At 66.0% G+C, this 22,025-nt stretch carries 17 protein-coding genes; 3 read left to right on the forward strand and 14 right to left on the reverse strand.

Annotated features, from left to right (window positions below; all coding sequences use genetic code 11):
• Window positions 1-10: 10 nt before the first annotated feature.
• The 4 genes from NX780_RS14095 to lptF all read right to left on the reverse strand — a co-directional run bounded on the left by NX780_RS14095 (window position 11) and on the right by lptF (window position 5,173).
• The gene (locus NX780_RS14095; RefSeq protein WP_258828503.1) at window positions 11-2,245 is read right to left on the reverse strand and encodes a DUF4214 domain-containing protein; all 2,235 of its coding nucleotides are present in this window, start codon (window positions 2,243-2,245) and stop codon (window positions 11-13) included.
• A 218-nt stretch (window positions 2,246-2,463) separates the two neighbouring features.
• Window positions 2,464-2,838 carry a sirohydrochlorin chelatase gene (locus NX780_RS14100; RefSeq protein ID WP_258828504.1) on the reverse strand — a complete coding sequence of 125 codons (375 nt, stop codon included), beginning with the start codon at window positions 2,836-2,838 and terminating at the stop codon, window positions 2,464-2,466.
• The gene (gene lptG / locus NX780_RS14105) at window positions 2,838-4,022 is read right to left on the reverse strand and encodes an LPS export ABC transporter permease LptG (RefSeq protein ID WP_258828505.1); all 1,185 of its coding nucleotides are present in this window, start codon (window positions 4,020-4,022) and stop codon (window positions 2,838-2,840) included. The genes NX780_RS14100 and lptG overlap by 1 nt, the downstream gene beginning before the upstream one ends.
• A complete protein-coding gene (gene lptF / locus NX780_RS14110) occupies window positions 4,019-5,173 on the reverse strand; it encodes an LPS export ABC transporter permease LptF (RefSeq protein ID WP_258828506.1) in 1,155 nt (384 codons plus the stop codon). Before lptF ends, lptG begins: the two co-directional genes overlap by 4 nt.
• A gap of 84 nt (window positions 5,174-5,257) precedes the next feature.
• On the opposite strand from lptF, the gene NX780_RS14115 reads away from it, so the two are divergent.
• Window positions 5,258-6,760, forward strand: a complete 1,503-nt coding sequence (locus tag NX780_RS14115; protein ID WP_258828507.1) for a leucyl aminopeptidase — start codon at window positions 5,258-5,260, stop codon at window positions 6,758-6,760.
• 91 nt (window positions 6,761-6,851) lie between these two features.
• Here NX780_RS14115 and NX780_RS14120 read toward each other — a convergent pair whose 3' ends face one another.
• The 3 genes from NX780_RS14120 to NX780_RS14130 form a co-directional block, all read right to left on the reverse strand.
• Window positions 6,852-7,298: a hypothetical protein gene (locus NX780_RS14120; protein WP_258828508.1), complete on the reverse strand. Its 447-nt coding sequence runs from the start codon at window positions 7,296-7,298 to the stop codon at window positions 6,852-6,854.
• 61 nt (window positions 7,299-7,359) lie between these two features.
• The gene (locus tag NX780_RS14125) at window positions 7,360-7,566 is read right to left on the reverse strand and encodes a DUF1653 domain-containing protein (RefSeq protein WP_258828509.1); all 207 of its coding nucleotides are present in this window, start codon (window positions 7,564-7,566) and stop codon (window positions 7,360-7,362) included.
• A 1-nt stretch (window position 7,567) separates the two neighbouring features.
• Window positions 7,568-7,915 carry a phiTE_015 family protein gene (locus tag NX780_RS14130; protein WP_258828510.1) on the reverse strand — a complete coding sequence of 116 codons (348 nt, stop codon included), beginning with the start codon at window positions 7,913-7,915 and terminating at the stop codon, window positions 7,568-7,570.
• 507 nt (window positions 7,916-8,422) lie between these two features.
• Between NX780_RS14130 and xth the strand changes: the two genes are divergently transcribed.
• Window positions 8,423-9,190 carry an exodeoxyribonuclease III gene (gene xth / locus NX780_RS14135; protein WP_258828511.1) on the forward strand — a complete coding sequence of 256 codons (768 nt, stop codon included), beginning with the start codon at window positions 8,423-8,425 and terminating at the stop codon, window positions 9,188-9,190.
• Between the two features lie 29 nt (window positions 9,191-9,219).
• On the opposite strand, the gene NX780_RS14140 is transcribed toward xth, so the two are convergent.
• The 7 genes from NX780_RS14140 to NX780_RS14170 all read right to left on the reverse strand — a co-directional run bounded on the left by NX780_RS14140 (window position 9,220) and on the right by NX780_RS14170 (window position 20,195).
• On the reverse strand, window positions 9,220-11,838 hold the full coding sequence (locus NX780_RS14140) for a sensor domain-containing protein (RefSeq protein WP_258828512.1): 2,619 nt from the start codon (window positions 11,836-11,838) through the stop codon (window positions 9,220-9,222).
• A gap of 116 nt (window positions 11,839-11,954) precedes the next feature.
• Window positions 11,955-13,154: a 2-methylaconitate cis-trans isomerase PrpF gene (gene prpF / locus NX780_RS14145; protein WP_258828513.1), complete on the reverse strand. Its 1,200-nt coding sequence runs from the start codon at window positions 13,152-13,154 to the stop codon at window positions 11,955-11,957.
• Between the two features lie 124 nt (window positions 13,155-13,278).
• The gene (gene acnD, locus NX780_RS14150) at window positions 13,279-15,885 is read right to left on the reverse strand and encodes a Fe/S-dependent 2-methylisocitrate dehydratase AcnD (protein ID WP_258828514.1); all 2,607 of its coding nucleotides are present in this window, start codon (window positions 15,883-15,885) and stop codon (window positions 13,279-13,281) included.
• A 63-nt stretch (window positions 15,886-15,948) separates the two neighbouring features.
• Window positions 15,949-17,109, reverse strand: a complete 1,161-nt coding sequence (gene prpC, locus NX780_RS14155) for a bifunctional 2-methylcitrate synthase/citrate synthase (protein WP_258828515.1) — start codon at window positions 17,107-17,109, stop codon at window positions 15,949-15,951.
• Between the two features lie 12 nt (window positions 17,110-17,121).
• Window positions 17,122-18,012 (reverse strand): methylisocitrate lyase, encoded by an 891-nt coding sequence (prpB, locus tag NX780_RS14160; RefSeq protein ID WP_258828516.1) that lies wholly within the window; start codon window positions 18,010-18,012, stop codon window positions 17,122-17,124.
• A gap of 204 nt (window positions 18,013-18,216) precedes the next feature.
• On the reverse strand, window positions 18,217-19,872 hold the full coding sequence (locus tag NX780_RS14165; protein ID WP_258828517.1) for a cation acetate symporter: 1,656 nt from the start codon (window positions 19,870-19,872) through the stop codon (window positions 18,217-18,219).
• On the reverse strand, window positions 19,869-20,195 hold the full coding sequence (locus NX780_RS14170; protein ID WP_258828518.1) for a DUF485 domain-containing protein: 327 nt from the start codon (window positions 20,193-20,195) through the stop codon (window positions 19,869-19,871). Before NX780_RS14170 ends, NX780_RS14165 begins: the two co-directional genes overlap by 4 nt.
• A 166-nt stretch (window positions 20,196-20,361) precedes the next feature.
• Between NX780_RS14170 and prpR the strand changes: the two genes are divergently transcribed.
• On the forward strand, window positions 20,362-21,984 hold the full coding sequence (gene prpR, locus NX780_RS14175; RefSeq protein WP_258828519.1) for a propionate catabolism operon regulatory protein PrpR: 1,623 nt from the start codon (window positions 20,362-20,364) through the stop codon (window positions 21,982-21,984).
• Window positions 21,985-22,025: the final 41 nt, after the last annotated feature.

The raw sequence follows: 22,025 nt of genomic DNA on the forward strand, positions 1-22,025 counted from the left end.
CGCCTCCCGATCAACCGTAGGGCGTGAACTCGATGCCGTGCTGGATCGAGCCGATCACCTGCGCCTGGTTTTCCGCGCTTTCGCTGAAGTAGGCCAGCAGGTCGCTGCGCGAATAGCCCTTGTCCAGGGCAGCCATCCAGAAGTCGAAGCCTTCCGCGTCCGGCGTGCGGTGCAGCGCGTTGCTGTACAGCAGGCCAACGAAATCTGCGTTGCTGTTGTCGACGCCATAGAGCTGGTCGAACTCCGCGCTGTCGGTGAAGCCAGGGGCGATCTCCTGCAGCGTCAGGCCCTTGTCGAGCATCTTGATCCAGAAGCCGAGGCCGCCCCGGTCCGGGGTGCGATCGAAGGCCGCCTGGTAGAGCCGGTAGGCCTGGCCGGCGTTGCCGTCGATGTCCAGCGCGACCGAGACGTCACCAAAGGACAGGCGCTCGACATTGACCAGGGTGTCGCTGCCGCCGGTCCCGGTACGGTCCTTCACGGTCACCGAGGATGCGCCGATCATGATGTCGAACTGCTTCTTCAGACCGCCGAACACCACGGTGTCGATCCCGCCCATTCCGTCGATCTTCTGGCTCCCGGCCGAGGCCTTGAGCTGGTCGGCGCCATTGTTGCCGGTCAGGCCGGGTGCGGTCGACGAGCCGCCGCCATTGGTGTTGCCGCTGCCCGAGCCGGTCGGGGTGGTGGGCGTAGGAGTTGGGGTAGGAGTTGGCTTTGGCGTTGGAGTCGGTGCGGGCGGCGGCACCGGCACCGGCGCCACGGAGACCAGCTCAGGCACATTCACCGGCACCTCGCCCGCCAGCACGCGCGCCTCGATAGTCGACGAACCGTCGGCCTGGGTGTCGACCCAGGCGCTGGCGAAGCCGCCGCTGGACAGGGCGGTGACGGCCACGTGCGACTGGTCGCCCTGGCGATACTCGTTGATCGCGAACTCGCGCGCATCGCGGGCCGCGCCGTCGGCGCCGAAGCGGCGGCCGAACACGCCGTTGCCGTCGAAGTCGCCGGACTGCGATTCCCAGGTCACGACGAAGCCGCCGTCGGACAGCGCGGTGACGTGGGCGTCGAAACGGCCGCTGCCGCCATCGACGTTCGCCTGGGTCATGCCGCCGATGCGGTTGCCGGCCGCGTCGAACATCTGGAAGAAGATGTCGCTGGCGGCATAGCCCCAGGGCGAGTTGGCATAGCTGTCCCAGGCCACGACGAAGCCGCCGCCGGCGAGCGTCGTGATCGACGGCAGCGGGGCTGCGGTCGCCAGGGTGGCGGCCAGGCCGTCGCCGCTGGCGAGGAAAGGTGCGCCGCCGTTCAGGGCCGCGTAGACGTTGCCGTCGCCGATCTCGCCCCAGCTCACCACATAGCTGCCGCCGACTGCCGCCAGGCTCGGGCTGAAGGCGGTGCCGAGCTTGCCGTAGACCTGTTCGCCGGCGAGCAGGTTGCCGGCCGCGTCAAGGGTGCGCACGTGGATCTGTCCCCCGACGCGCCAGGCGATGGCGGCGCCGCCGTCGGCAAGCGCGACCACGTCCGGCATGCCGGTGTCGCCGCCGGCGCCGACCACGACTTCCTGGCCGAGATTCCCCCAGGAGTCCGTGATGCGGTAGCTCACGCGCGGCGTGCCCCAGGCCATGCTGGTGTAGGCGACGACGGCGCGGCCGTCCGAAAGCGCTGCCACGGCCGGAGCACTTTCCGTCACGCCGTCGTTCGCGGCGGTGATGGCGAACACGCCGGTCGCCGCGCCGCCCGCGGCGTCGCGCACCTGGGCGTTGATCGCGCCGTCACGCGATTCCCATACTGCCAGGAACTGGCCGGTCGACAGGGTGGCCAGTTCCGGGCTGGCGCCGCTGCTGGCCAGGCCCAGGCCCAGGTCGCTGCCGAAGCCGTCGAGTTCGCGGGTGCTGCCCGCTTCCACGTTGTAGATCAGGGTTTGGGTAAAACCGGTGCCGGCGCGCGGGTTGCCCCAGGCGTCGAGCTGGTTCTTGTCGTAGTAGTGCACGGTCACCGTGGTCGCGGCGCCGACCTCGGGCAGGAGGGCCGCATTGTTCAGCACCAGGCGCGCCGTCTCGTCGACGGCCGGATTGTAGGCAATCGAAAACAGGCCCGGGTTCGACTGGGCGTCGATGACCCAGCGTCCGCCGGTCAGGGGACCGGTGTCGACGGCGGTGAGCGTGGCGGCAACGGCGCCGCTTTGCAGGGAAGTCAACAGGGTGTCACGATCGTCGACGATGCCGACGGGCGCGTAGTCGATAATGCTCATGGGGGATTTTCCTGGAAAGCTGGCAGCGCAGAACGCGCTGGCCTGAACAGGTCCCAATAATGCCGTACGGCAAGCCGACTTGAAATGGAGAAATTACATTCCGCGTGGAAATATCGCGCGAATATAACGGAACATTGTCGCGTATGCCAGGGGTGTTAGCCCCTTGTCAGCAGCGGACTGGACAGGGTGTCAAAAATCTGTCAGGACGTCATTACAGCCTAGACATTGCCGAGGCTGCGCACGCAATAGTCGCGCATCGCGGCCTGCACGCCGGGGTCTTCGCCGATCGCGCCGGCGAGCTGCAGGCGCAGGCCCGGATGGGCCGCACGGATCTGCTCGGCCAAGGCCGGCAGGTCGCGCAGCAGGTGGCCGCCCTGCCCCAGGAAGACCGGCACCACGGTGATGTCGTCGACACCGTCCGCCACCTGCGCCGTCACCGCCTCCGGTAGCCGAGGCTCCATCAGTTCGAGGAAGGCCAGGGTGACCGGCGTGCCGGGCAGTTGCTCGCGCAAGCCGTCACGCAGGCGTTCGAAGGGCGCGGCCCAGCTGGCGGCGCGGGCGCCGTGGGCGAACAGGACCAGGGCGCGTTTCATCAGTGTCTCTCCACCCACCACAGGGCCCCGATGGCCAGCAGCGAGAACAGGATGCTGGGCGCCGCCGCCGTGAAGAAGGCCGGCAGGGCCGTCAGCACGCCCAGGTGCGAGAACAGGGCATTGAGCAGCAGGAAGCTCACGCCGATCATGATGCCGACAAAGATCTTCAGGCTCACGCCGCCGCTGCGGGTGTGCAGGTAGGCGAAAGGCAGGGCCAGCGCCATCAGGACCAGGATCGACAGCGGGTCGATGATCTTCTTCCAGAAGGCGACCTTGAAGCGGTCGGTTTCCTGGCGGTTCTCGGCCAGGTGGCGCGTGTAGACGGCGAGTTCGTTGGCCGACATGCGTTCGGGGTCGGAACGCGAGACCGACAGGATCTTCGGCGTGATCTCCGAGGCCAGTTCGAGCGACTCGAGCTTGCGCGTGCTGACGGCCAGGGTCTCCTGGCCGAAGGCGGCCTGCAGGCTCTGGCCCTCGGGGCGCGGCGTGCCCGGTGCGGGCAGCTCGCGGCTGTTGCTGAACAGGGTTTCGCTGACCCCGGTCAGGCGCCAGGTGTTGTTGCCCTGGTAGCGCCCGCCGGTGGCGGTGATCAGGGCGCGCATGCGCATGTTCGGGTCGAATTCGTAGAGGCGCACGTCGACCAGCTGGCCGTCCGGACGGATCTGGCGCACGTTGAAGAAGCGCGTGCCGATCACGGGGCCCTTCACGCCCTCGGTGTGGATGCTGTCCTTGGTCCACATGCCGGAACGGAATTCGGCGGACAGCGTGGAACCCTTGGCGGCCAGGCGCACGCGCTCGGCCAGCGGCGCGGTGCGCGGCGTGATCAGCTCGCCGAACACGAAGGCGACCAGCACGAACAGGATGCCGACCTTGAACACCATGGCGGCCGCCGTGCGCGTCGACATCGAGGAGGCGCGCATGATGGTGAATTCCGAGCTCGAGGCGAACTGCGCCATCGTGTAGATGGTGCCGATCAGGGCGGCCACTGGCATCACCTGGTAGACATTGCCCGGCATCTGGAGCAGCACGTACATCAGCGCGTTCTGGAAATCGTAGCCGCCCTTGCCCACCGAAGGCAGCTCGCCGCTCAGGTCCATGAAGGAGATCAGGCCGAGAAAGGCGACCGCCACGAAGGACACGGCCTGGATGATGCTGACCGCGAAATAGCGTTGCAGGATGGTCATTGGGCCTCCACCTTGGCCGGCGCCTGTGCAGGCGGATGCACGATGCGCCTGCGCTTCCAGGCATTGATCAGGACCAGCGGGTGCCAGCGGTGGTTGACGTTCAGGCGCCAGGCGAACAGGGCCAGCACGGCCAGGGCCGCCAGCAGGTGCAGCGGCCACCAGGCCATCGCGAAGTCCAGCTTGCCGCGCTGGACGCTCTTTTCCAGCAGCTTGGTCAGGTTGTTATAGGTGAAGAAGATCAATAGCGCCAGGATCATGTTGGCCGAGCTGCCCGCGCGCGGATTGACGAAGCCGAGCGGGATCGCCAGCAGCATCAGCACCAGGCAGACGATCGGGGCCGAGATGCGCGAGAGCAGTTCGGCGCGGGTGTACTGGTTCTCGACCTGCAGCAGCGCGGACGTCGGCAGCGCGTTGATCGGCGTGTCGGCGCCCAGCACCGGCATCTTGGTCGCGACCCGCATGCTGTAGCGCTCGAATTCCATCGACTGGAAATCGGCCTGGCCCGGCGTGCCCTGGTAGCGGCGGCCATTGGTCAGCACCAGGTACTGGCCGCCCTTGGCGTCGGTCTCGATCACGCCCTCTTTCGCAACCACGACGGAATTGCGCTTGCCGTCATTGGAGTTGACGAAGACGTTCTGCACCACGGTGGCGCCGGCGGTGGAACGCTCCACGAAGAAGACGCGGTCGGAGGACGAGGATTCGCGGAACTGGCCGGGGGCCACCCTTTTCAGGTCTTCGCGCTTCTGGAAGCGCTCGACGAATTCGGTACGCTTCATGGCCGCCCAGGGCGTCACGACCAGGGCCAGCACGGCCACCAGGGCCATGATGGGCAGGCCGAAGGTCAGCACCGGCCCGATCCAGCGGCGCAGCGACATGCCCGATGCGAACCAGACGACCATCTCGGAATCGCGGTAGCTGCGCGTGACCGCGGCCAGCACCGCGATGAAGGTGGTGAGGGTGAGGATGACCGGGAGGTAGCTGAGGATGGCGAAACCGATCAGGGCCAGCACGTCGCCTGAAGCGACCTTGCCGCCGGCGGCGCTGCCAAGCACGCGGATCAGGGTCCAGGTGACCAGGACGGTGAACAGCACCGTAAAGGTGGCGCCGGCCGAACTGGCCAATTCACGTTGCAGGGCGCGTCGAAATATCATTCAATAAATAGCTATAATTGCTGGTTAAGAGCGACATGCCCACAAGGCGATGTGCCGCAAAATCACCGAACCGGAGAACCAAAAATGGACTTTAGCATAAAAGCATTCGACACCAAGAACACCCTCGCCGCAGCGAAAGCGGGCGTCGTGGCGGTCGCGGTGTTCGAGAACAAGAAGCTGTCGCAAGCCGCCCAGGCCCTCGACGCCGGCGGCGACATCACCGCGGCGCTCAAGTCCGGCGACATCAGCGGCAAGGCCGGTTCGACCCTGCTGCTGCGCGGGCTGAAGGGCGTTAGCGCGGCGCGCGTGCTGCTGGTCGGCATGGGCGCTGACACCCAGATCGCCGAAAAGACCTTCACCACCGCGGTCGGCGCGGCGCTGAAAGTGTTCGGTACCCTGGGCAGCCAGGATGCCATTATCGCATTCCCGCTCGTGGATGTGAAAGACCGCGACGTCAACTGGGCGGTGCGCGCACTTGTGATCGCCGCCAATGAGACCGAACACCGCACTGATACGCAAAAGAGCAAGAAGGACCCGGCGCTTGCCGGCGTGCGCAAGATCGTCATCGCGGCCGACGCCGCCAATGCCGCCACCGCCCTCAAGCCGGTGCTGGCCCAGGCCATCGCCATCTCGAACGGCATGCAGCTGACCAAGGAACTGGGCAACCTGTCGCCGAACGTCTGCACCCCGACCTACCTCGCCAATACCGCGCGCCAGCTGGCCGACGAGTACGGCTTCGACATCGAAGTGCTCGAGCGCAAGCAGCTGGAAGCGCTGAAGATGGGCAGCTTCCTGTCGGTGGCCAAGGGCAGCGACGAGGCGCCGAAGTTCATCGTCCTGAAACACATGGGCGGCAACAAGAAGGATGCGCCGGTGGTCCTGGTCGGCAAGGGCATCACCTTCGACACCGGCGGCATCTCGATCAAGCCGGGCCCGAACATGGACGAGATGAAGTACGACATGTGCGGCGCCGGCTCGGTGCTGGGCACCTTCCGCGCCATCGGCGAGATGGGCCTGAAGCTGAACGTCATCGGCATCGTCGCCGCCTGCGAGAACATGCCTTCGGGCCGCGCTTCCAAGCCGGGCGACATCGTGACCTCGATGAACGGCCTCACCATCGAGATCCTGAACACCGACGCCGAAGGCCGCCTGATCCTGTGCGACGCCCTCACCTACGCCGAGCGCTTCAAGCCGGCCGCCGTGGTCGACATCGCCACCCTGACCGGCGCCTGCATCATCGCCCTGGGCCACCACACCAGCGGCCTGTTCACCCGCCACGACGAGGCGCACGACGCCCTGGCCCAGGAACTGCTGGACGCCGGCAAGCAGGCCGGCGACGTGGCATGGCGCTTCCCGCTGGGCGAGAACTACAACGAGCAGCTGAAGTCGAACTTCGCCGACCTGGCCAATATCGGCACCCCGGGCGCCGCTTCGATCACCGCGGCCTGCTTCCTGGAGAACTTCACCCGCAAGTACACCTGGGCCCACCTGGACATCGCCGGCACCGCCTGGAAATCGGGCGCGGCCAAGGGCGCGACCGGCCGTCCGGTGCCGCTCTTGACCACCTTCCTGCTGAACCGCGTGTGAAATAAAATTTCATCCGTGCACACTTGGTGAAATATTCTTTCACCAAGAGAAACAGCCCCGCTTGCGGGGCTGTTTCTTTATGTGGACACGCTCAGAACACCGGACTGTTCACCCGCTGCTCGTAGGCCAAGGCATCCGGCGATGTCACCGGCTGCAGCAGCACCGTGTAATTCGCCGGATAGGAATAGCCCGCGCCCGAATGACGGTCGACCAGTGCCCCGAGGCCCGCGCTGATGACCACATTGCCCATCAGGCTGGCCGTGTCCGCCCGCGAACCGAGGCTCTCGCGCGCCACCGCCAGGCCATCCTTCTTGCAGCTGACGGTGAGCGGCCTGGTGCTGCGGGTGACCGTGACCCGGTTCGGCAGGACCACGAACCAGCGCCCCATGTCATTGCTCAGCACGCAACCCACGCCGCCGACTTCCTGGTGGTCGAGCACGGCATGCAGTTCGAGCTGCTGCTGGGGAGAATCGGACAGCGTGGCGCAGCCGCTGAGCAACAGCGGCGCGGCCAGCAAGAGGGAGAGATAACGCGACATGGAACCCGCCAGAAAACACTTCATGCCCCATTTACGGCAGGCATGCGGAAAGTCTGAAGGGTCAGTCGCTTTCGAGGAGTGCAAAGCGTGGCATGGCCACGCCGTCATGGACGACGGTTTCGAAGAAGGCCGCCTTCGGGCGCACCCAGACGGCGCCGTCCTGGCCGCGGTAGACCATCACGGGCGTGTGGTCCGCTTCCAGTACGGCTTCGCAGACCAGCTCATAGAGTCCGCCCTTGTAGTGGCGGTAGCGGGTGGGCCCGGCCAAATCAGGCCTTGGCTTCGGCCACGTCCTTCTGCTTCTTCTTCAGGCCCTGGATGACCTTGAGCACGCCTTCCATGCCGGCGGCTTCGTCCAGTTCGCTGAAGGCGTCCAGCACTTCGTTGAGCACGCGGTTGCGGACCGCGGCTTCGTCCTGGGTGACGGCGGCCGCCTGCGGCTCCTTGGCGAACTTCGACGGGGCTTCGGCGGCTGCCTTGGCGCCGTGCGTCAGGGCGGCCTGCCAGATCACCCAGCGGCGCTGGGTTTCATAGACGAGATACTCCTCCGGCTTGTCTTCGCGGCGGCGGGTGATGTGGCCTTCGCGCTGGGCCCACGCTTCAAATGCAGTGCGCATTTCAGTCCTTTGTAAATCGGCGTCCGGTTTCATCATCTGCTATTGAAAGAACAATATTTCGAAATATAGCATTTCAGGCTTCCCTACCCGTCCGCACGATTGCGCGGACATTCAAGAAAATCCGAACTGAGGTCAGTCTGCAAATAGTACAACCTTAGTTGCATCAACGCAATAACTCTATTCCCATGTAGAAACAGTGTTACATGCTTTGGCGCTAGTTTAATGCTTTTACGAATGGTTTTACAGCCCCGTTTGCATAAAACTGTCACATACTTTTAGTATTCTATTAAGTGATTCTAACATAGCAAATTGCTCCGCACGCAATATTGTGGGCATCTCAACAACAATTGCCCTGATTCAGGCATCAATACAACTGTCACATCGGCGTATTTTTATCCAGCATACATGTTTGCTTTGCGATCAATGCGCAAATACCCCGCTCCCGGCCGGGCTTGCAAACGGTTATGATGCCGCTTTGTTTATTTGCCTATATTCGCTTCGCCGACCATGAAGATCGCCACCTGGAACGTCAATTCGCTGAAAGTCCGCCTCGCCCACCTGCTGAACTGGCTGGAAGCCAATCCCGTGGACGTGCTCTGCATCCAGGAAACCAAGCTCACCGACGACAAGTTTCCGGTCGCCGAGCTCGGGCAAGCCGGCTACCAGGTCGCCTTCACCGGCCAGAAGACCTATAACGGCGTCGCCATTCTCTCCAGGCACCCGATCGAAGACGTACAAAAGAACAACCCGCGTTTCGAGGACGAGCAGCAGCGCATCCTCGCCGCCACCATCGGGGGCATGCGCATCGTCTGCGCCTACATGCCGAACGGCCAGGAGATCGGCAGCGACAAGTTCGCCTACAAGATGGCCTGGCTGGCCGCGCTGAAGGAGTGGATCGCGCAAGAGATGGCGGCGCACCCGCGCCTGGCCCTGCTGGGCGACTACAACATCGCGCCGGAAGCGCGCGACGTGCACGATCCGGCGGAATGGGAAAACCACATCCACTTCACGCCGCCCGAGCGCGAAGCGATGCAGGGCCTGATGGACATGGGCCTGCAGGATGCCTTCCGCCTTTTCGAGCAGCCGGAGAAGCAGTACAGCTGGTGGGACTACCGCCAGATGGCCTTCCGCCGCAACCGAGGCCTGCGCATCGACCACATCCTGTTGACAAAAGAACTCGCCGAACGCTGCAGCGCCTGCCACATCGACCGCGAGACGCGCAAGTGGGAGCAGCCTTCGGATCACGCGCCGGTGGTCGCGACGCTGGCCGACTAAACGTCAAAGGCCGCCGGCCAGGCTGCGAATCAAGCAGTCGCTGGGAGCACGTCCGTGGCGCAATCCCGCTTGAGCAGCCGCGCCGCCTGGCCGGCCGGCAGCGGCCGCGCGAACAGGTAGCCCTGGGCATACTGGCAGCCGTGGCCGTGCAGCAGGCCCGCCTGCCCTTCGGTCTCGACACCTTCGGCCACCACCGACAGCCCCAGGCTGTTCGCCAGCGCCATCACCGCCGCGACGATGGCGCGGTCCTCCGCGCTGGCCTCGAGCTCGCGCACGAAGGCGCGGTCGATCTTGATTTTCCGAACCGGGAAGCGCTTCAGGTAGGCCAGGCTCGAGTAGCCCGTGCCGAAGTCGTCGATCGACAGGCGCATGCCCATGCCGTTCATCTGGCGCAGGATCTCGAGCGTCTGCCCGCCGTGCTGCATCAGCGCGGTCTCGGTGATCTCGAATTCCACCAGCGAAGGGTCGATGCCAGTCTCGCCGACGATGCGGCGAATCGAATCGACGAGGCCGTCGTGCATGAACTGGCGCGCCGACAGGTTGATTGCCAGCGGCACGGCGGCCAGGCCCTGGGCCTGCCAGGCCATGCTCTGTTCGCAGGCGGTCCGGATGACCCACTCGCCGACCGCCACGATCATGCCGTTCTCTTCGAGGATCGGAATGAACTCGTCCGGCCCGACCAGCGTCTCGCCGTCGCGCCGCCAGCGCAGCAGCACCTCGAGCGCGTGCAGGCGGTGCGATGCCGTGTCGACGATGGGCTGGAAATGCAGCTCGAACTCGCCGCGCTGCAGGGCGCCGCGCAGGCTCGATTCCAGCTCGAAGCGGCGCGCCGCCGCCTGGTTCATGCGCTGGTCGAAGAACTGGTAGTTGTTCCGGCCCGAGGCCTTGGCGTGGTACATCGCGGCGTCGGCGTGGCGCATCAGGGTGTCGACGTCGCCGCCGTCGTCCGGGCACAGGCAGATGCCGATCGAGGGCGAGATGTGCAGGCTGTGGCCCTCGAAGGGGATGGGCGTGGCCAGGGCCTCGATGATCTTGTCGGCGACCTGGCCGCATTCCTGGGCGCCGCCGACGTCCGGCAGCAGCACCACGAATTCGTCGCCGCCCAGGCGCGCCACGGTGTCGCTGTGGCGCACGGCCAGGCACAGGCGCCTGGCGACCTCGCGCAGCAGGTGGTCGCCCGTGGCGTGGCCGAGCGAATCGTTGATGTTCTTGAAGCGGTCCAGGTCGATGAACATGACGGCAAGCCTGCGGCCGTTGCGCTGGCTCGATCGCAGGGCGCAGTCGAGCCGGTCGGACAGCAGCGCGCGGTTCGGCAGGCCCGTGAGGCTGTCGTGGTAGGCCATGTGGTGCACCCGCGCCTCGGCCTGGCGCCGCTCGACGATCTCTTCGCGCAGCAGCTTGTTGGCGCCGGCCAGCTCCGCGGTGCGCGCGGCCACCCGCAGTTCCAGCTCGTCGCGCGCGCGCCGCACGGCCTCGGCGGCTTCGCGCCGCGCCGTGATGTCGTCCAGCAGCCAGACGCTGCGCCCGCGCTGGTCGGCGACGTCGAACAGGCGCCCCGACAGGCGCGCCCAGAAGCGCCGGCCGTCGCGCCGCCGCAGTTCGACTTCGGCCGTGTGCACCTGCCCCGCCGCGAAGCTCGCCGCCGTCTCGGCGCGGGCGGCGACGAAGGCGGCCTCGTTCGGGTAGAGCGCGCGCACGGGCGTGCCGTCCATGCCGCCGGCCTCGCTGCCGAACAGCTCTTCCATCTTGCTGTTGCAATGCAGGGTCATGCCGTCCTCGACCACCGCGATGCCCAGCACCGCATTGTCGAGGATGGCGCGGTTCTCCATCAGCGCATTGCGCAGCTGGATCTCGTCGGCGCGCTCGCGGGTGCGGTCCTCCATCATCCAGATCGAACCCTGCTCCGGATCCTCGGCGTTGAACAGGTAACCGTTCATCTGCACCCAGATGCGCCCGCCGTCGCTGCGCACCATCTCGGTCTCGGCGCGGTAGGCGTGGCCGCGCGCGAGTTGCGAGTAGGCGGCGTCGCCCATGGCGGCAAAACTCTCCTGGTCCCGGTACAGGATGCGGGTCGAGCGGCCCAGCGCCTCGCCGTCGCGGTAGCCGAACATGGCGCCGAAGGCCGGGTTGTAGCGCTGGATGACGCGATTGCGCGCGAACATGATGCCGATCGAGGCATTCGTCATGATCGCCTGCACCTCGATCATGGCCTGGCGCGTCTCGGTGACGTCCTCGACGATCCAGATGGTACCGGCCTCCTTCACCGCCGGATCGACGGCGCGGGCGCGCAGCCGCGCCCACATCATCGAACCGTCGCGGCGCCGGAAGGGATGCTCGCCCTTTTCGAACAGGCTGCCGCTGGCCAGTACCGGATAGGCTTCGTCGGTCAGCGCCTGGTAGGCGGCAGGCGAGCCGAAGACCTCGGCCGGATGCATGCGCGCGAGCTGGGCATAGGAATAGCCGAGCATCTCGCAGACGCGCGGATTGCAGGACTTGAACTGCCCGGGAAGCGTGAAAACGATGCCGACCGGCGCGTTTTCGAGGATGGCGTGCTGCTCGCGCAAGGCGACGCGCAGCATCGCGTGCTCGACCTCGCGGTCGGCGCTGCTTTCGTCCGCGAAGGGCAACTCGCTGGCGTATCGGTCCATGGTCTCGTGATTGTCGTCCGGCTAACTTGCCTTTTGGCAATCATAAACCACAAACCGCTGTGTCTCCAAAACTAACAAGCACAAAAAATGGGCCGCGTTGTTGCGGCCCATCATAGTTACGTCGTTTGGAAGCAGTCGCCGGGCACGCGCACCCAGCCTTCCATCAGCACGCGGGCGCTGCGGCTCATGATCGCCTTCGCCACCTGCCACTCGCCGTCCACCTGCACCGCCTCGGCGCCCACGCGCAGGGTGCCGGAAGGGTGGCCGAAGCGCACCGCGCTGCGTTCGCCGCCGCCGGCCGCCAGGTTCACCAGGGTGCCGGGGATGGCGGCAGCGGTGCCGATCGCCACGGCCGCCGTGCCCATCATCGCGTGGTGCAGCTTGCCCATCGAGAGCGCGCGCACCAGCAGGTCAACGTCGGAGGCAGCCACCTGCTTGCCGCTGGAGGCGACATAGCTGGCCGGCTTGGCCACGAAAGCCACCTTCGGCGTGTGCTGGCGCTTGGCCGCCTCCTCGACGCTCTTGATGAGGCCCATGCGCACGGCGCCATGGGCGCGGATCGTCTCGAACATGGCCAGCGCGCGCGGGTCGCCGTTGATGGCCTCCTGCAGCTCGGTGCCCTTGTAGCCGATCGCTTCGGCATTGACGAAGATGGTCGGGATGCCGGCGTTGATCATGGTCGCCTGCAAAGTGCCGACGCCGGGCACCTCGAGCTCGTCGACCAGGTTCCCGGTCGGGAACATCGATCCGCCGGCGCCCTCTTCCTCGGCCGCCGGGTCGAGGAATTCGAGCTGCACCTCGGCCGCCGGGAAGGTCACGCCGTCGAGTTCGAAGTCGCCGGTTTCCTGGACTTCGCCCTTCGTCATCGGGACGTGGGCGATGATGGTCTTGCCGATGTTCGCCTGCCAGATGCGCACCAATGCCATCCCGTCCTGCGGCACGCGTTCGGGGTCGACCAGGCCGCTCGCGATGGCAAAGGAGCCGACCGCCGAGGACAGGTTGCCGCAGTTGCCGCTCCAGTCCACGAAAGGCTTGTCGATCGAGACCTGGCCGAACAGGTAGTCGACGTCGTGGTCCTTGCGCTCGCTTTTCGCGACGATGACGGTCTTGCTGGTGCTCGAGGTGGCGCCGCCCATGCCGTCGATCTGCTTGGCATAGGGGTCGGGGCTGCCGATCACGCGCAGCAGGAGCGCGTCACGCGCCGCACCCGGCACGCGCGCAGCTTCCGGGAGGTCTTGCAGGCGGAAGAAGACGCCCTTGCTGGTGCCGCCACGCATATAGGTGGCGGGGATCTTGATTTGGGGGGTATGTGCCATGTGAATCCTTATGGGCGATTCGAACGCTGCTTGACCGCGTGGGCAGGAGACCTGCCCACCCTACGAACATCGATCACCGTAGGGTGGGCGATCCCTCGCCCACGCGTTCACATCACGTTTGCGATTACGCGGCGGCCTTCGGGGCCGACGACTCGAGGAAGTCCTGCGCGAAGCGCTGCAGCACGCCGCCCGCTTCGTAGATCGCCACTTCCTCGGCGGTATCGAGACGGCAGGTCACCAGGACTTCGACCCGCTCCCCGTTCTTGCGATGGATGACCAGGGTCAGGTCGGTGCGCGGCGTACGCTCGCCGATCACGTCGAAGGTCTCGGTGCCGTCGATGCCCAGGGTCAGGCGGTTCATGCCCGGCTTGAACTCCAGCGGCAGCACGCCCATGCCGACCAGGTTGGTGCGGTGGATGCGCTCGAAGCCTTCGGCCACGATGGCTTCCACACCCGCCAGGCGCACGCCCTTGGCCGCCCAGTCGCGCGAGGAGCCCTGGCCGTAGTCGGCGCCGGCGATCACGATCAGGGGCTGCTTGCGCTCCATATAGGTCTCGATCGCTTCCCACATGCGGGTGACAAGGCCTTCCGGCTCGATGCGCGCCAGCGAGCCGGCTTTCACATTGCCCATCGCGTCGACCACCATCTCGTTCTTGAGCGTCGGGTTCGCAAAGGTCGCGCGCTGCGCGGTCAGGTGGTCGCCCCGGTGGGTCGCGTAGGAGTTGAAGTCCTCTTCCGGCAGGCCCATCTTCGCCAGGTATTCGCCGGCGGCGGAATCCGGCAGGATCGCATTCGACGGCGACAGGTGGTCGGTGGTGATGTTGTCGCCCAGGACCGCCAGCGGACGCATGCCGGCCAGGGTACGCTCGCCGGCCAGCGCGCCTTCCCAGTAGGGAGGACGGCGGATGTAGGTGCTCGTCGGACGCCAGTCGTACAGCGGGCTCACGCTGGCTCCGTCGTCGACCACGCGCGCGAACATCGGCGTATAGACCTTGCGGAACTGTTCCGGCTTGACGCTGCTCGCCACCACCGCATCGATTTCTTCGTCCGACGGCCACAGGTCGGCCAGGCGGATTTCCTTGCCGGAGGCGTCAAGGCCCAGCACGTCCTTCTCGATGTCGAAGCGGATGGTGCCGGCGATCGCATAGGCCACCACCAGCGCGGGCGACGCCAGGAAGGCCTGCTTGGCATAGGGGTGGATGCGGCCGTCGAAGTTGCGGTTGCCCGACAGGACGGCCGTCGCGTACAGGTCGCGCTCGATGATCTCCTGCTGGATCGTCGGGTCGAGCGCGCCGCTCATGCCGTTGCAGGTGGTGCAGGCAAAGGCGACCACGCCGAAGCCCAGCTTTTCCAGTTCCGGCATCAGGCCGGCTTCTTCCAGGTACAGGGCGACAGCCTTCGATCCGGGCGCGAGCGAGCTCTTGACCCAGGGCTTGCGCAGCAGGCCAGCACGGTTCGCGTTACGCGCAATCAGGCCGGCCGCGATCATGTTGCGCGGGTTGTTGGTGTTGGTGCAGCTGGTGATGGCCGCGATGATGACGGCGCCGTCCGGCATCAGGCCGGCTTCGTTTTCGACCTTGCCGGCAATGCCACGCTCCGCCAGTTCCGAGGTCGGCACGCGCTTGTGCGGGTTCGATGGGCCGGCGATATTGCGCACGACGGTCGACAAGTCGAAGGACAGCACGCGCTCGTACTGGGCGGTCGCCAAGCTGTCCGCCCACAGGCCCGCTTCCTTGGCATAGGCCTCGACCAGCTGGACGGTCTCTTCCTCGCGGCCGGTCAGGCGCAGGTATTTGATGGTCTGCTCGTCGATGTAGAACATCGCGGCGGTGGCGCCGAATTCCGGGGCCATGTTCGAGATCGTGGCGCGGTCACCCAGGGTCAGGCTCGATGCGCCTTCGCCGTAGAACTCCAGATAGGCGGAGACGACCTTCGACTTGCGCAGGAACTCGGTCAGCGCCAGCACGATGTCGGTGGCGGTGATGCCGGGTTGCGGCTTGCCCGTCAGCTCGACGCCGACGATGTCCGGCAGGCGCATGTACGAGGCGCGGCCCAGCATGACGCTCTCGGCTTCCAGGCCGCCCACGCCGATCGCGATCACGCCCAGGGCGTCGACCATCGGGGTATGGGAGTCGGTGCCGACCAGGGTATCGGGGTAAGCGACGCCCTTCTCGCTCTGGATTACCGGCGACATGCGCTCGAGGTTGATCTGGTGCAGGATGCCGTTCCCCGGCGGGATTACGTCGACGTTCTGGAAGGCCTTCTTGGTCCACTCGATGAAGTGGAAGCGGTCTTCGTTGCGGCGATCCTCGATGGCGCGGTTCTTCTCGAACGCGTCCGGGTCGAAGCCGCCGCACTCGACGGCCAGCGAGTGGTCGACCACCAGCTGGGTCGGGACCACCGGATTGACCAGCGCCGGGTCGCCGCCCTGTGCGGCGATGGCGTCGCGCAGGCCGGCCAGGTCGACCAGGGCGGTCTGGCCCAGGATGTCGTGGCAGACCACGCGCGCCGGGAACCAGGGGAAGTCCAGCTCGCGCTTGCGTTCGATGATCTGCTTGAGCGCATCGGTCATGCTGGCCGGGTCGCAGCGGCGGACCAGGTTCTCGGCCAGCACGCGCGAGGTATAGGGCAGCGTGTCATAGGCGCCCGGCTGGATGGCCTCGACCGCGGCGCGCGTGTCGAAGTAGTCCAGCGAAGTGCCGGGGAGGGGTTTGCGGTGATTGGTGTTCATGGCGATACTCATGTGATTGGCCGGCGCGGGATCGCATCCCGGCCGGCCCTATCCTGTCGAAGCTTACTTGCGATCGGCGATCGGCACGAACTGCAGGTCTTCCGGACCCACGTAGTTCGCGCTCGGGCGGATGATCTTGTTGTCGATGCGCTGCTCGATGATGTGCGCGGCCCAGCCCGAGGTGCGCGAGATCACGAACAGCGGGGTGAACATGGCGGTCGGCACGCCCATCATGTGGTACGAGACAGCCGAGAACCAGTCCAGGTTCGGGAACATCTTCTTGACTTCCCACATCACCGATTCCAGGCGTTCGGCGATGTCGAACATCTTCATCGAGCCCGCTTCCTGCGACAGCGAACGCGCCACTTCCTTGATCACCACGTTGCGCGGGTCGCTGATGGTGTAGACCGGGTGGCCGAAGCCGATCACGACTTCCTTGTTGGCCACGCGGTTGCGGATGTCGGCTTCGGCTTCGTCGGCATTCTCGTAGCGCTTCTGGATGTCGAGCGCCACTTCGTTGGCGCCGCCGTGCTTCGGACCGCGCAGCGCGCCAATCGCGCCGGTGACGGCCGAGTGGAGGTCGGAACCGGTGCCGGCGATCACGCGGGAGGTGAAGGTCGAGGCATTGAACTCGTGTTCCGCGTACAGGATCAGCGAGGTGTGCATCGCGCGCACCCAGGATTCGCGCGGCTTTTCGCCGTGCAGCAGGTGCAGGAAGTGGCCGCCGATCGAATCGTCGTCGGTTTCGACCTCGATGCGCTTGCCGTTATGGCTGAAGTGGTACCAGTACAGCAGCATCGAGCCGAAGGAGGCCATCAGGCGGTCGGCGATGTCGCGCGCGCCGGCCAGGTTGTGGTCGTCCTTCTCCGGCAGCACGCAGCCGAGCACCGACACGCCGGTGCGCATCACGTCCATCGGGTGGGCGCCGGCCGGCAGCGCTTCCAGCGCGCTTTTCACGGCCTGCGGCAGGCCGCGCAGCGATTTCAGCTTGGCTTTATAACCCTTCAGTTCGGCCACGGTGGGCAGCTTGCCGTGCACCAGCAGGTAGGCGATTTCCTCGAATTCGCAGGTGGTCGCCACGTCCAGGATGTCGTAGCCGCGGTAGTGCAGGTCATTGCCCGATTTGCCCACCGAACAGAGGGCGGTATTGCCGGCGGCGACGCCGGACAGGGCCACCGATTTCTTCGGCTTGAAGGCGGGGGTTTCGATGTTCTGGGTGCTCATGTGCGTGGCTCCTTATTTGGTTTTCTTCTGGGCGAACAGCGCGTCGAGCTTCTGTTCGTAGCTGTGGTAGTCGATGCGGTCGTACAGTTCGGCGCGGGTCTGCATCGTGTCCAGCACGTTCTTCTGGGTGCCGTCGCGGCGGATCGCGTTGTACACGTTCTCGGCCGCCTTGTTCATGGCGCGGAAGGCCGACAGCGGATACAGGGCGATGCTCACGTTCGCGCTCTTCAGTTCGTCCAGGGTGAACAGCGGGGTCGAGCCGAACTCGGTGATATTGGCCAGCACCGGCACCTTCACGGCGTCGGCAAACTGTTTATACATCTCCAGGCTCGTCATGGCTTCGGGGAAGATCATGTCGGCGCCGGCTTCCACGCAGGCGACAGCGCGCTCGATCGCGGCGTCCAGGCCTTCCACCGCCAGCGCGTCGGTGCGCGCCATGATCACGAAGTCTTCGTCCGTGCGCGCGTCGGCGGCGGCCTTCACACGGTCGACCATCTCGTCCTTGGCGACGATTTCCTTGCCCGGACGGTGGCCGCAGCGCTTGGCGCCGACCTGGTCTTCGATATGGCAGGCGGCGGCGCCGGCCTTGATCAGGGAGCGCACGGTGCGCGCCACGTTGAAGGCGGAGGCGCCGAAACCGGTGTCGATGTCGACCAGCAGCGGCAGGTCGCACACGTCGGTGATGCGGCGCACGTCGATCAGCACGTCTTCCAGGCCGGAGATGCCCAGGTCGGGCAGGCCCAGCGAACCGGCGGCGACACCGCCGCCCGACAGGTAGATGGCGCGGTAGCCGGCGCGCTTGGCCAGCAGCGCGTGATTCGCGTTGATGGCGCCGATGACCTGTAGCGGGGATTCTTCCTGGACGGCCTTGCGGAAGGCGGCGCCGGCGGATTGGTAAGTCATACTGAACCTTTCAATGAAGCGTTGCTCGAATACGCTTGGGTAATGCAAGCGCCGTGCCAGTGCTGTTCCACACGAAAAATCAATAACTTGGGGTGAAATTGCCACGCATCGATGTTTCAATGAAACACACCGCGAAACGCAGAGTGAAACATTGTAGCAACAAAAAAACCCCGCCGCAGCGGGGTTTCGGCTGAAACGGAATGCTCAGTGTGCCGATGCTGCGGCGGCGCCGATGCCGGTTTCCGAACGCACTTCCTGTGCTTCGAAGCCGGCCTTGTCGATCGCGGCGCGCGGGCTCTTGTCGGTGACCGAGAAGAACCAGATGCCGATGAAGCCCACCGCCATCGAGAAGATCGCCGGCGAGGTGTAGGGGAAGATCGGCGCGGCGTTGCCGAGCACGTCGACCCATACCGACTTCGACACCAGGGTCAGGATGACCGCGGTGGCCAGGCCCAGGAAGCCGCCCACGGTGGCGCCGCGGGTGGTGCACTTGCTCCACAGGACAGACATGAACAGCACCGGGAAGTTGGCCGAGGCCGCGATCGCAAAGGCCAGCGACACCATGAAGGCGACGTTCTGCTTCTCGAACGCGATCCCCAGCAGCACGGCGATGACGCCGAGCGCGATGGTGGTGATCTTCGAGACCTTCAGTTCGTCGACGCTGCTCGCCTTGCCCTTCTTGAACACGGTGGCGTACAGGTCGTGCGAGACCGCCGAGGCGCCCGACAGGGTCAGGCCGGCCACCACCGCCAGGATGGTGGCGAAGGCCACTGCCGAGATGAAGCCCAGGAAGATGTCGCCGCCCACGGCCTTGGCCAGGTGGACCGCCGCCATGTTGTTGCCGCCCAGGAGCTTGCCGGCCGCATCCTTGAAGTCCGGATTGGTCCCGACCAGGACGATGGCGCCGAAACCGATGATGAAGATCAGCAGGTAGAAATAACCGATCCAGGTGGTGGCCCACAGCACCGATTTGCGTGCTTCCTTCGCGCTCGGGACCGTGAAGAAGCGCATCAGGATGTGCGGCAGGCCGGCGGTGCCGAACATCAGCGCCATGCCGAAGGAGATCGCCGAGATCGGGTCTTTCAGGAAGGTGCCCGGACCCATGATCGAGTCGCCCTTGGCGTGCACCTCGGTCGCGGTGGCGAACAGCTGTTCGGGGCTGAAGTTGTACTGCGCCAGCACCGAGAAGGCCATGAAGGAGGCACCCGCCAGCAGCATGACGGCCTTGATGATCTGCACCCAGGTGGTCGCGGTCATGCCGCCGAACAGCACGTAGACCATCATCAGGATGCCGACGATGACGACGGCGATCCAGTATTCGAGGCCGAACAGCAGCTTGATCAGCTGGCCGGCGCCGACCATCTGCGCGATCAGGTAGAAGGCCACCACCACCAGGGTGCCCGAGGCCGCGAACACGCGGATCGGCTTCTGGTGGAAGCGGTAGGCGGCGACGTCGGCGAAGGTGTAGCGGCCCAGGTTGCGCAGGCGCTCGGCCATCAGGAAGGTGATGACGGGCCAGCCGACCAGGAAACCGATCGCGTAGATCAGGCCGTCGAAGCCGTCCAGGAAGACGGCCGCCGAAATGCCCAGGAAGGAGGCGGCGGACATGAAGTCGCCCGCGATCGCGAGACCGTTCTGGAAGCCGGTGATGCCGCCGCCGGCGGTGTAGAAGTCGGAGGCCGAACGGGTCTTGGCCGCGGCCCACTTGGTGATGAACAGGGTCAGGACGACGAAGATCGCGAACATGCTGATCGCGGTCCAGTTGGTGGCCTGCTGGGTGGCCTGGCCGAGGTCCGGCGCGGCGAGCGCGGCGGCGCTCGACAGCAGCAAGCCGGGTGCGAGGAGGTGGCGGGCGTTCATGCGGCCACCTTCGTCTTCGCGAGTGCGCGGGCCTTGATGGCCTCGGTCAGCTCGTCGTATTCGCTGTTGGCGCGGCGCACGTAGATGGCGGTGACCACGATCGTGAACAGGATCACGAAGATGCCCGCGGGGATGGCCCAGGTCATGACGCCCGAGCCGATGCGGGCGCCCATGAGTTCCTTGTCGAAGGCGCAGAGAAGCGTGAAGCCGTAATACACGACCATCATGCTCCAGGTGAGAATCCAGCCGAAGCGCGAACGCTTGGCGACCAGCTTGCGGTAATCGGGGTCGGACTTGACCCGCTGTACGACGTCTTGTTCCACTTGTGTCTCCTGATATTTATGATGCCTTTTGCTGCAGGCTGAGACCCATGCTACGGGCCTGCCCTTACCTCAGTCTTACGCCCTTCTTACGTGAAACTGACAGGCCGAAGTGTCAATATGCGGCTCAACATGGAAGGCCATACCCGGATCGGCTACACTTGCCGCCATGCCCTACTCCACCAGCAGTCCGCAAGGCGGCGCACACGACGGCGGCGACAAACCGGTCATCTGGACCGTGTCGGTATCGCGCCTGTCCGACCTGTTCCGCGACATCACGCTCGAATACGACCACCTGGCCGCGATCGAGCCGCTGCAGCTCGGTTTCGAGGAAGCGGCGCGCGTGCTGCGCGAGCGCCTCGCCCATGAACCTTGCGACGTGGTGATCGCGGCCGGCTCCAACGCGGCCTATCTGCGCGGCCGCATCCCGGTGCCGGTGGTGGTGGCCAAGGCCAGCGGCTTCGACGTCATGCAGGCCCTGGCGCGGGCGCGCCGCGTGTCGCCGCGCATCGGCGTGATCACCTACCAGGAACCCTTGCGCGAACTGGCCGACTTCGCCAGCACCTTCGGCATCGACATCGCCCAGCGCAGCTACGCCACCAAGGAAGACGCGCGCGCCGGCATCAACGAAATGAAAGCGGCGGGCATCGAGGTTATCGTCGGTGCGGGTTTGATTACCGACCTGGCCGAGGAGGCCGGCCTGACCGGGGTCTTCCTGTACTCGGCGGCCTCGATCCGCCAGGCCTTCGACGACGCGCTCGAGATGGCGCGCCTGACGCGGCTGGAAGCCAAGCGCGGGCGCCAGGTACGCAACGACGACACCCGCCGCGCGCGCCGCGGCCTGCACGACCTGCGCGGCGAGTCCGCCGCGATGGAGCGGCTGCGCCAGACGGTGCTGCTGTACGCGCGCTCGCCGGCCACGGTCCTGATCCAGGGCGAAACCGGCAGCGGCAAGGAACTGGTGGCCCAGGCCATCCACCGCGAAGGCCTGCGGCGCGCCGCCAACCGGCCTTTCGTGGCGGTGAACTGCGGCGCGATCGCGGAATCGCTGCTGGAATCGGAACTGTTCGGCCACGAGGAAGGCGCCTTCACCGGCGCGCGCCGCGGCGGCCATGCGGGCCTGTTCGAGGCGGCCGACGGCGGCACCCTGTTCCTGGACGAGATCGGCGAGATGCCGCTCGGCCTGCAGACGCGCCTGCTGCGGGTGCTGGAGGAGCGCGAGGTGATGCGGGTGGGCGGCACGCGGCCGGTGCCGATCTCGGTGCGCGTGATCAGCGCCACCCACTGCGACCTCGAAGCGCGGGTGCGCGAGGGGCGCTTCCGCGCCGACCTGTTCTATCGTCTTGCCGTTCTGCGCCTGGCTCTGCCGCCGCTGCGCGCGCGCAGGGAGGACATCGTGCCGCTCGCCGAATGGTCGCTCAAGCATGCGCTGGCGGCCGTCGACGCCAAGCCGCATCCGAACCTGCATGCGGAGATCCGGGCCTGCACGCCGCTGTTGGAAGCCTACGACTGGCCAGGCAATGTGCGCGAGCTGCGCAACCTGATGGAACGCCTGGCCCTGTTCCTGGCCGGCGAACCGCTGCAGGCGCTGACGCCAAGTTTCCTATTATCGATTGCCCCAGAGCTAGGTGCCGGCAAGGACGGCCCTGCCATCCCCCTGGCAGACCCGGCCCGGGAAAACCTGGCCGAGGTGCTGGCGCGCTTCGGCGGCCAGCGCGACGCCGCCGCCCGCCACCTGGGCATCAGCCGCACGACACTGTGGCGTCGCTTGAAATCGGAAAACCTATCCTGATCAACACTACGGCCGCAAAGCGCCGTATCATGACATTTTTG

The sequence above is a fragment of the Massilia agri genome, from assembly GCF_024753255.1.
In the GTDB taxonomy this organism is placed as follows: Bacteria; Pseudomonadota; Gammaproteobacteria; order Burkholderiales; family Burkholderiaceae_D; genus Telluria; species Telluria agri.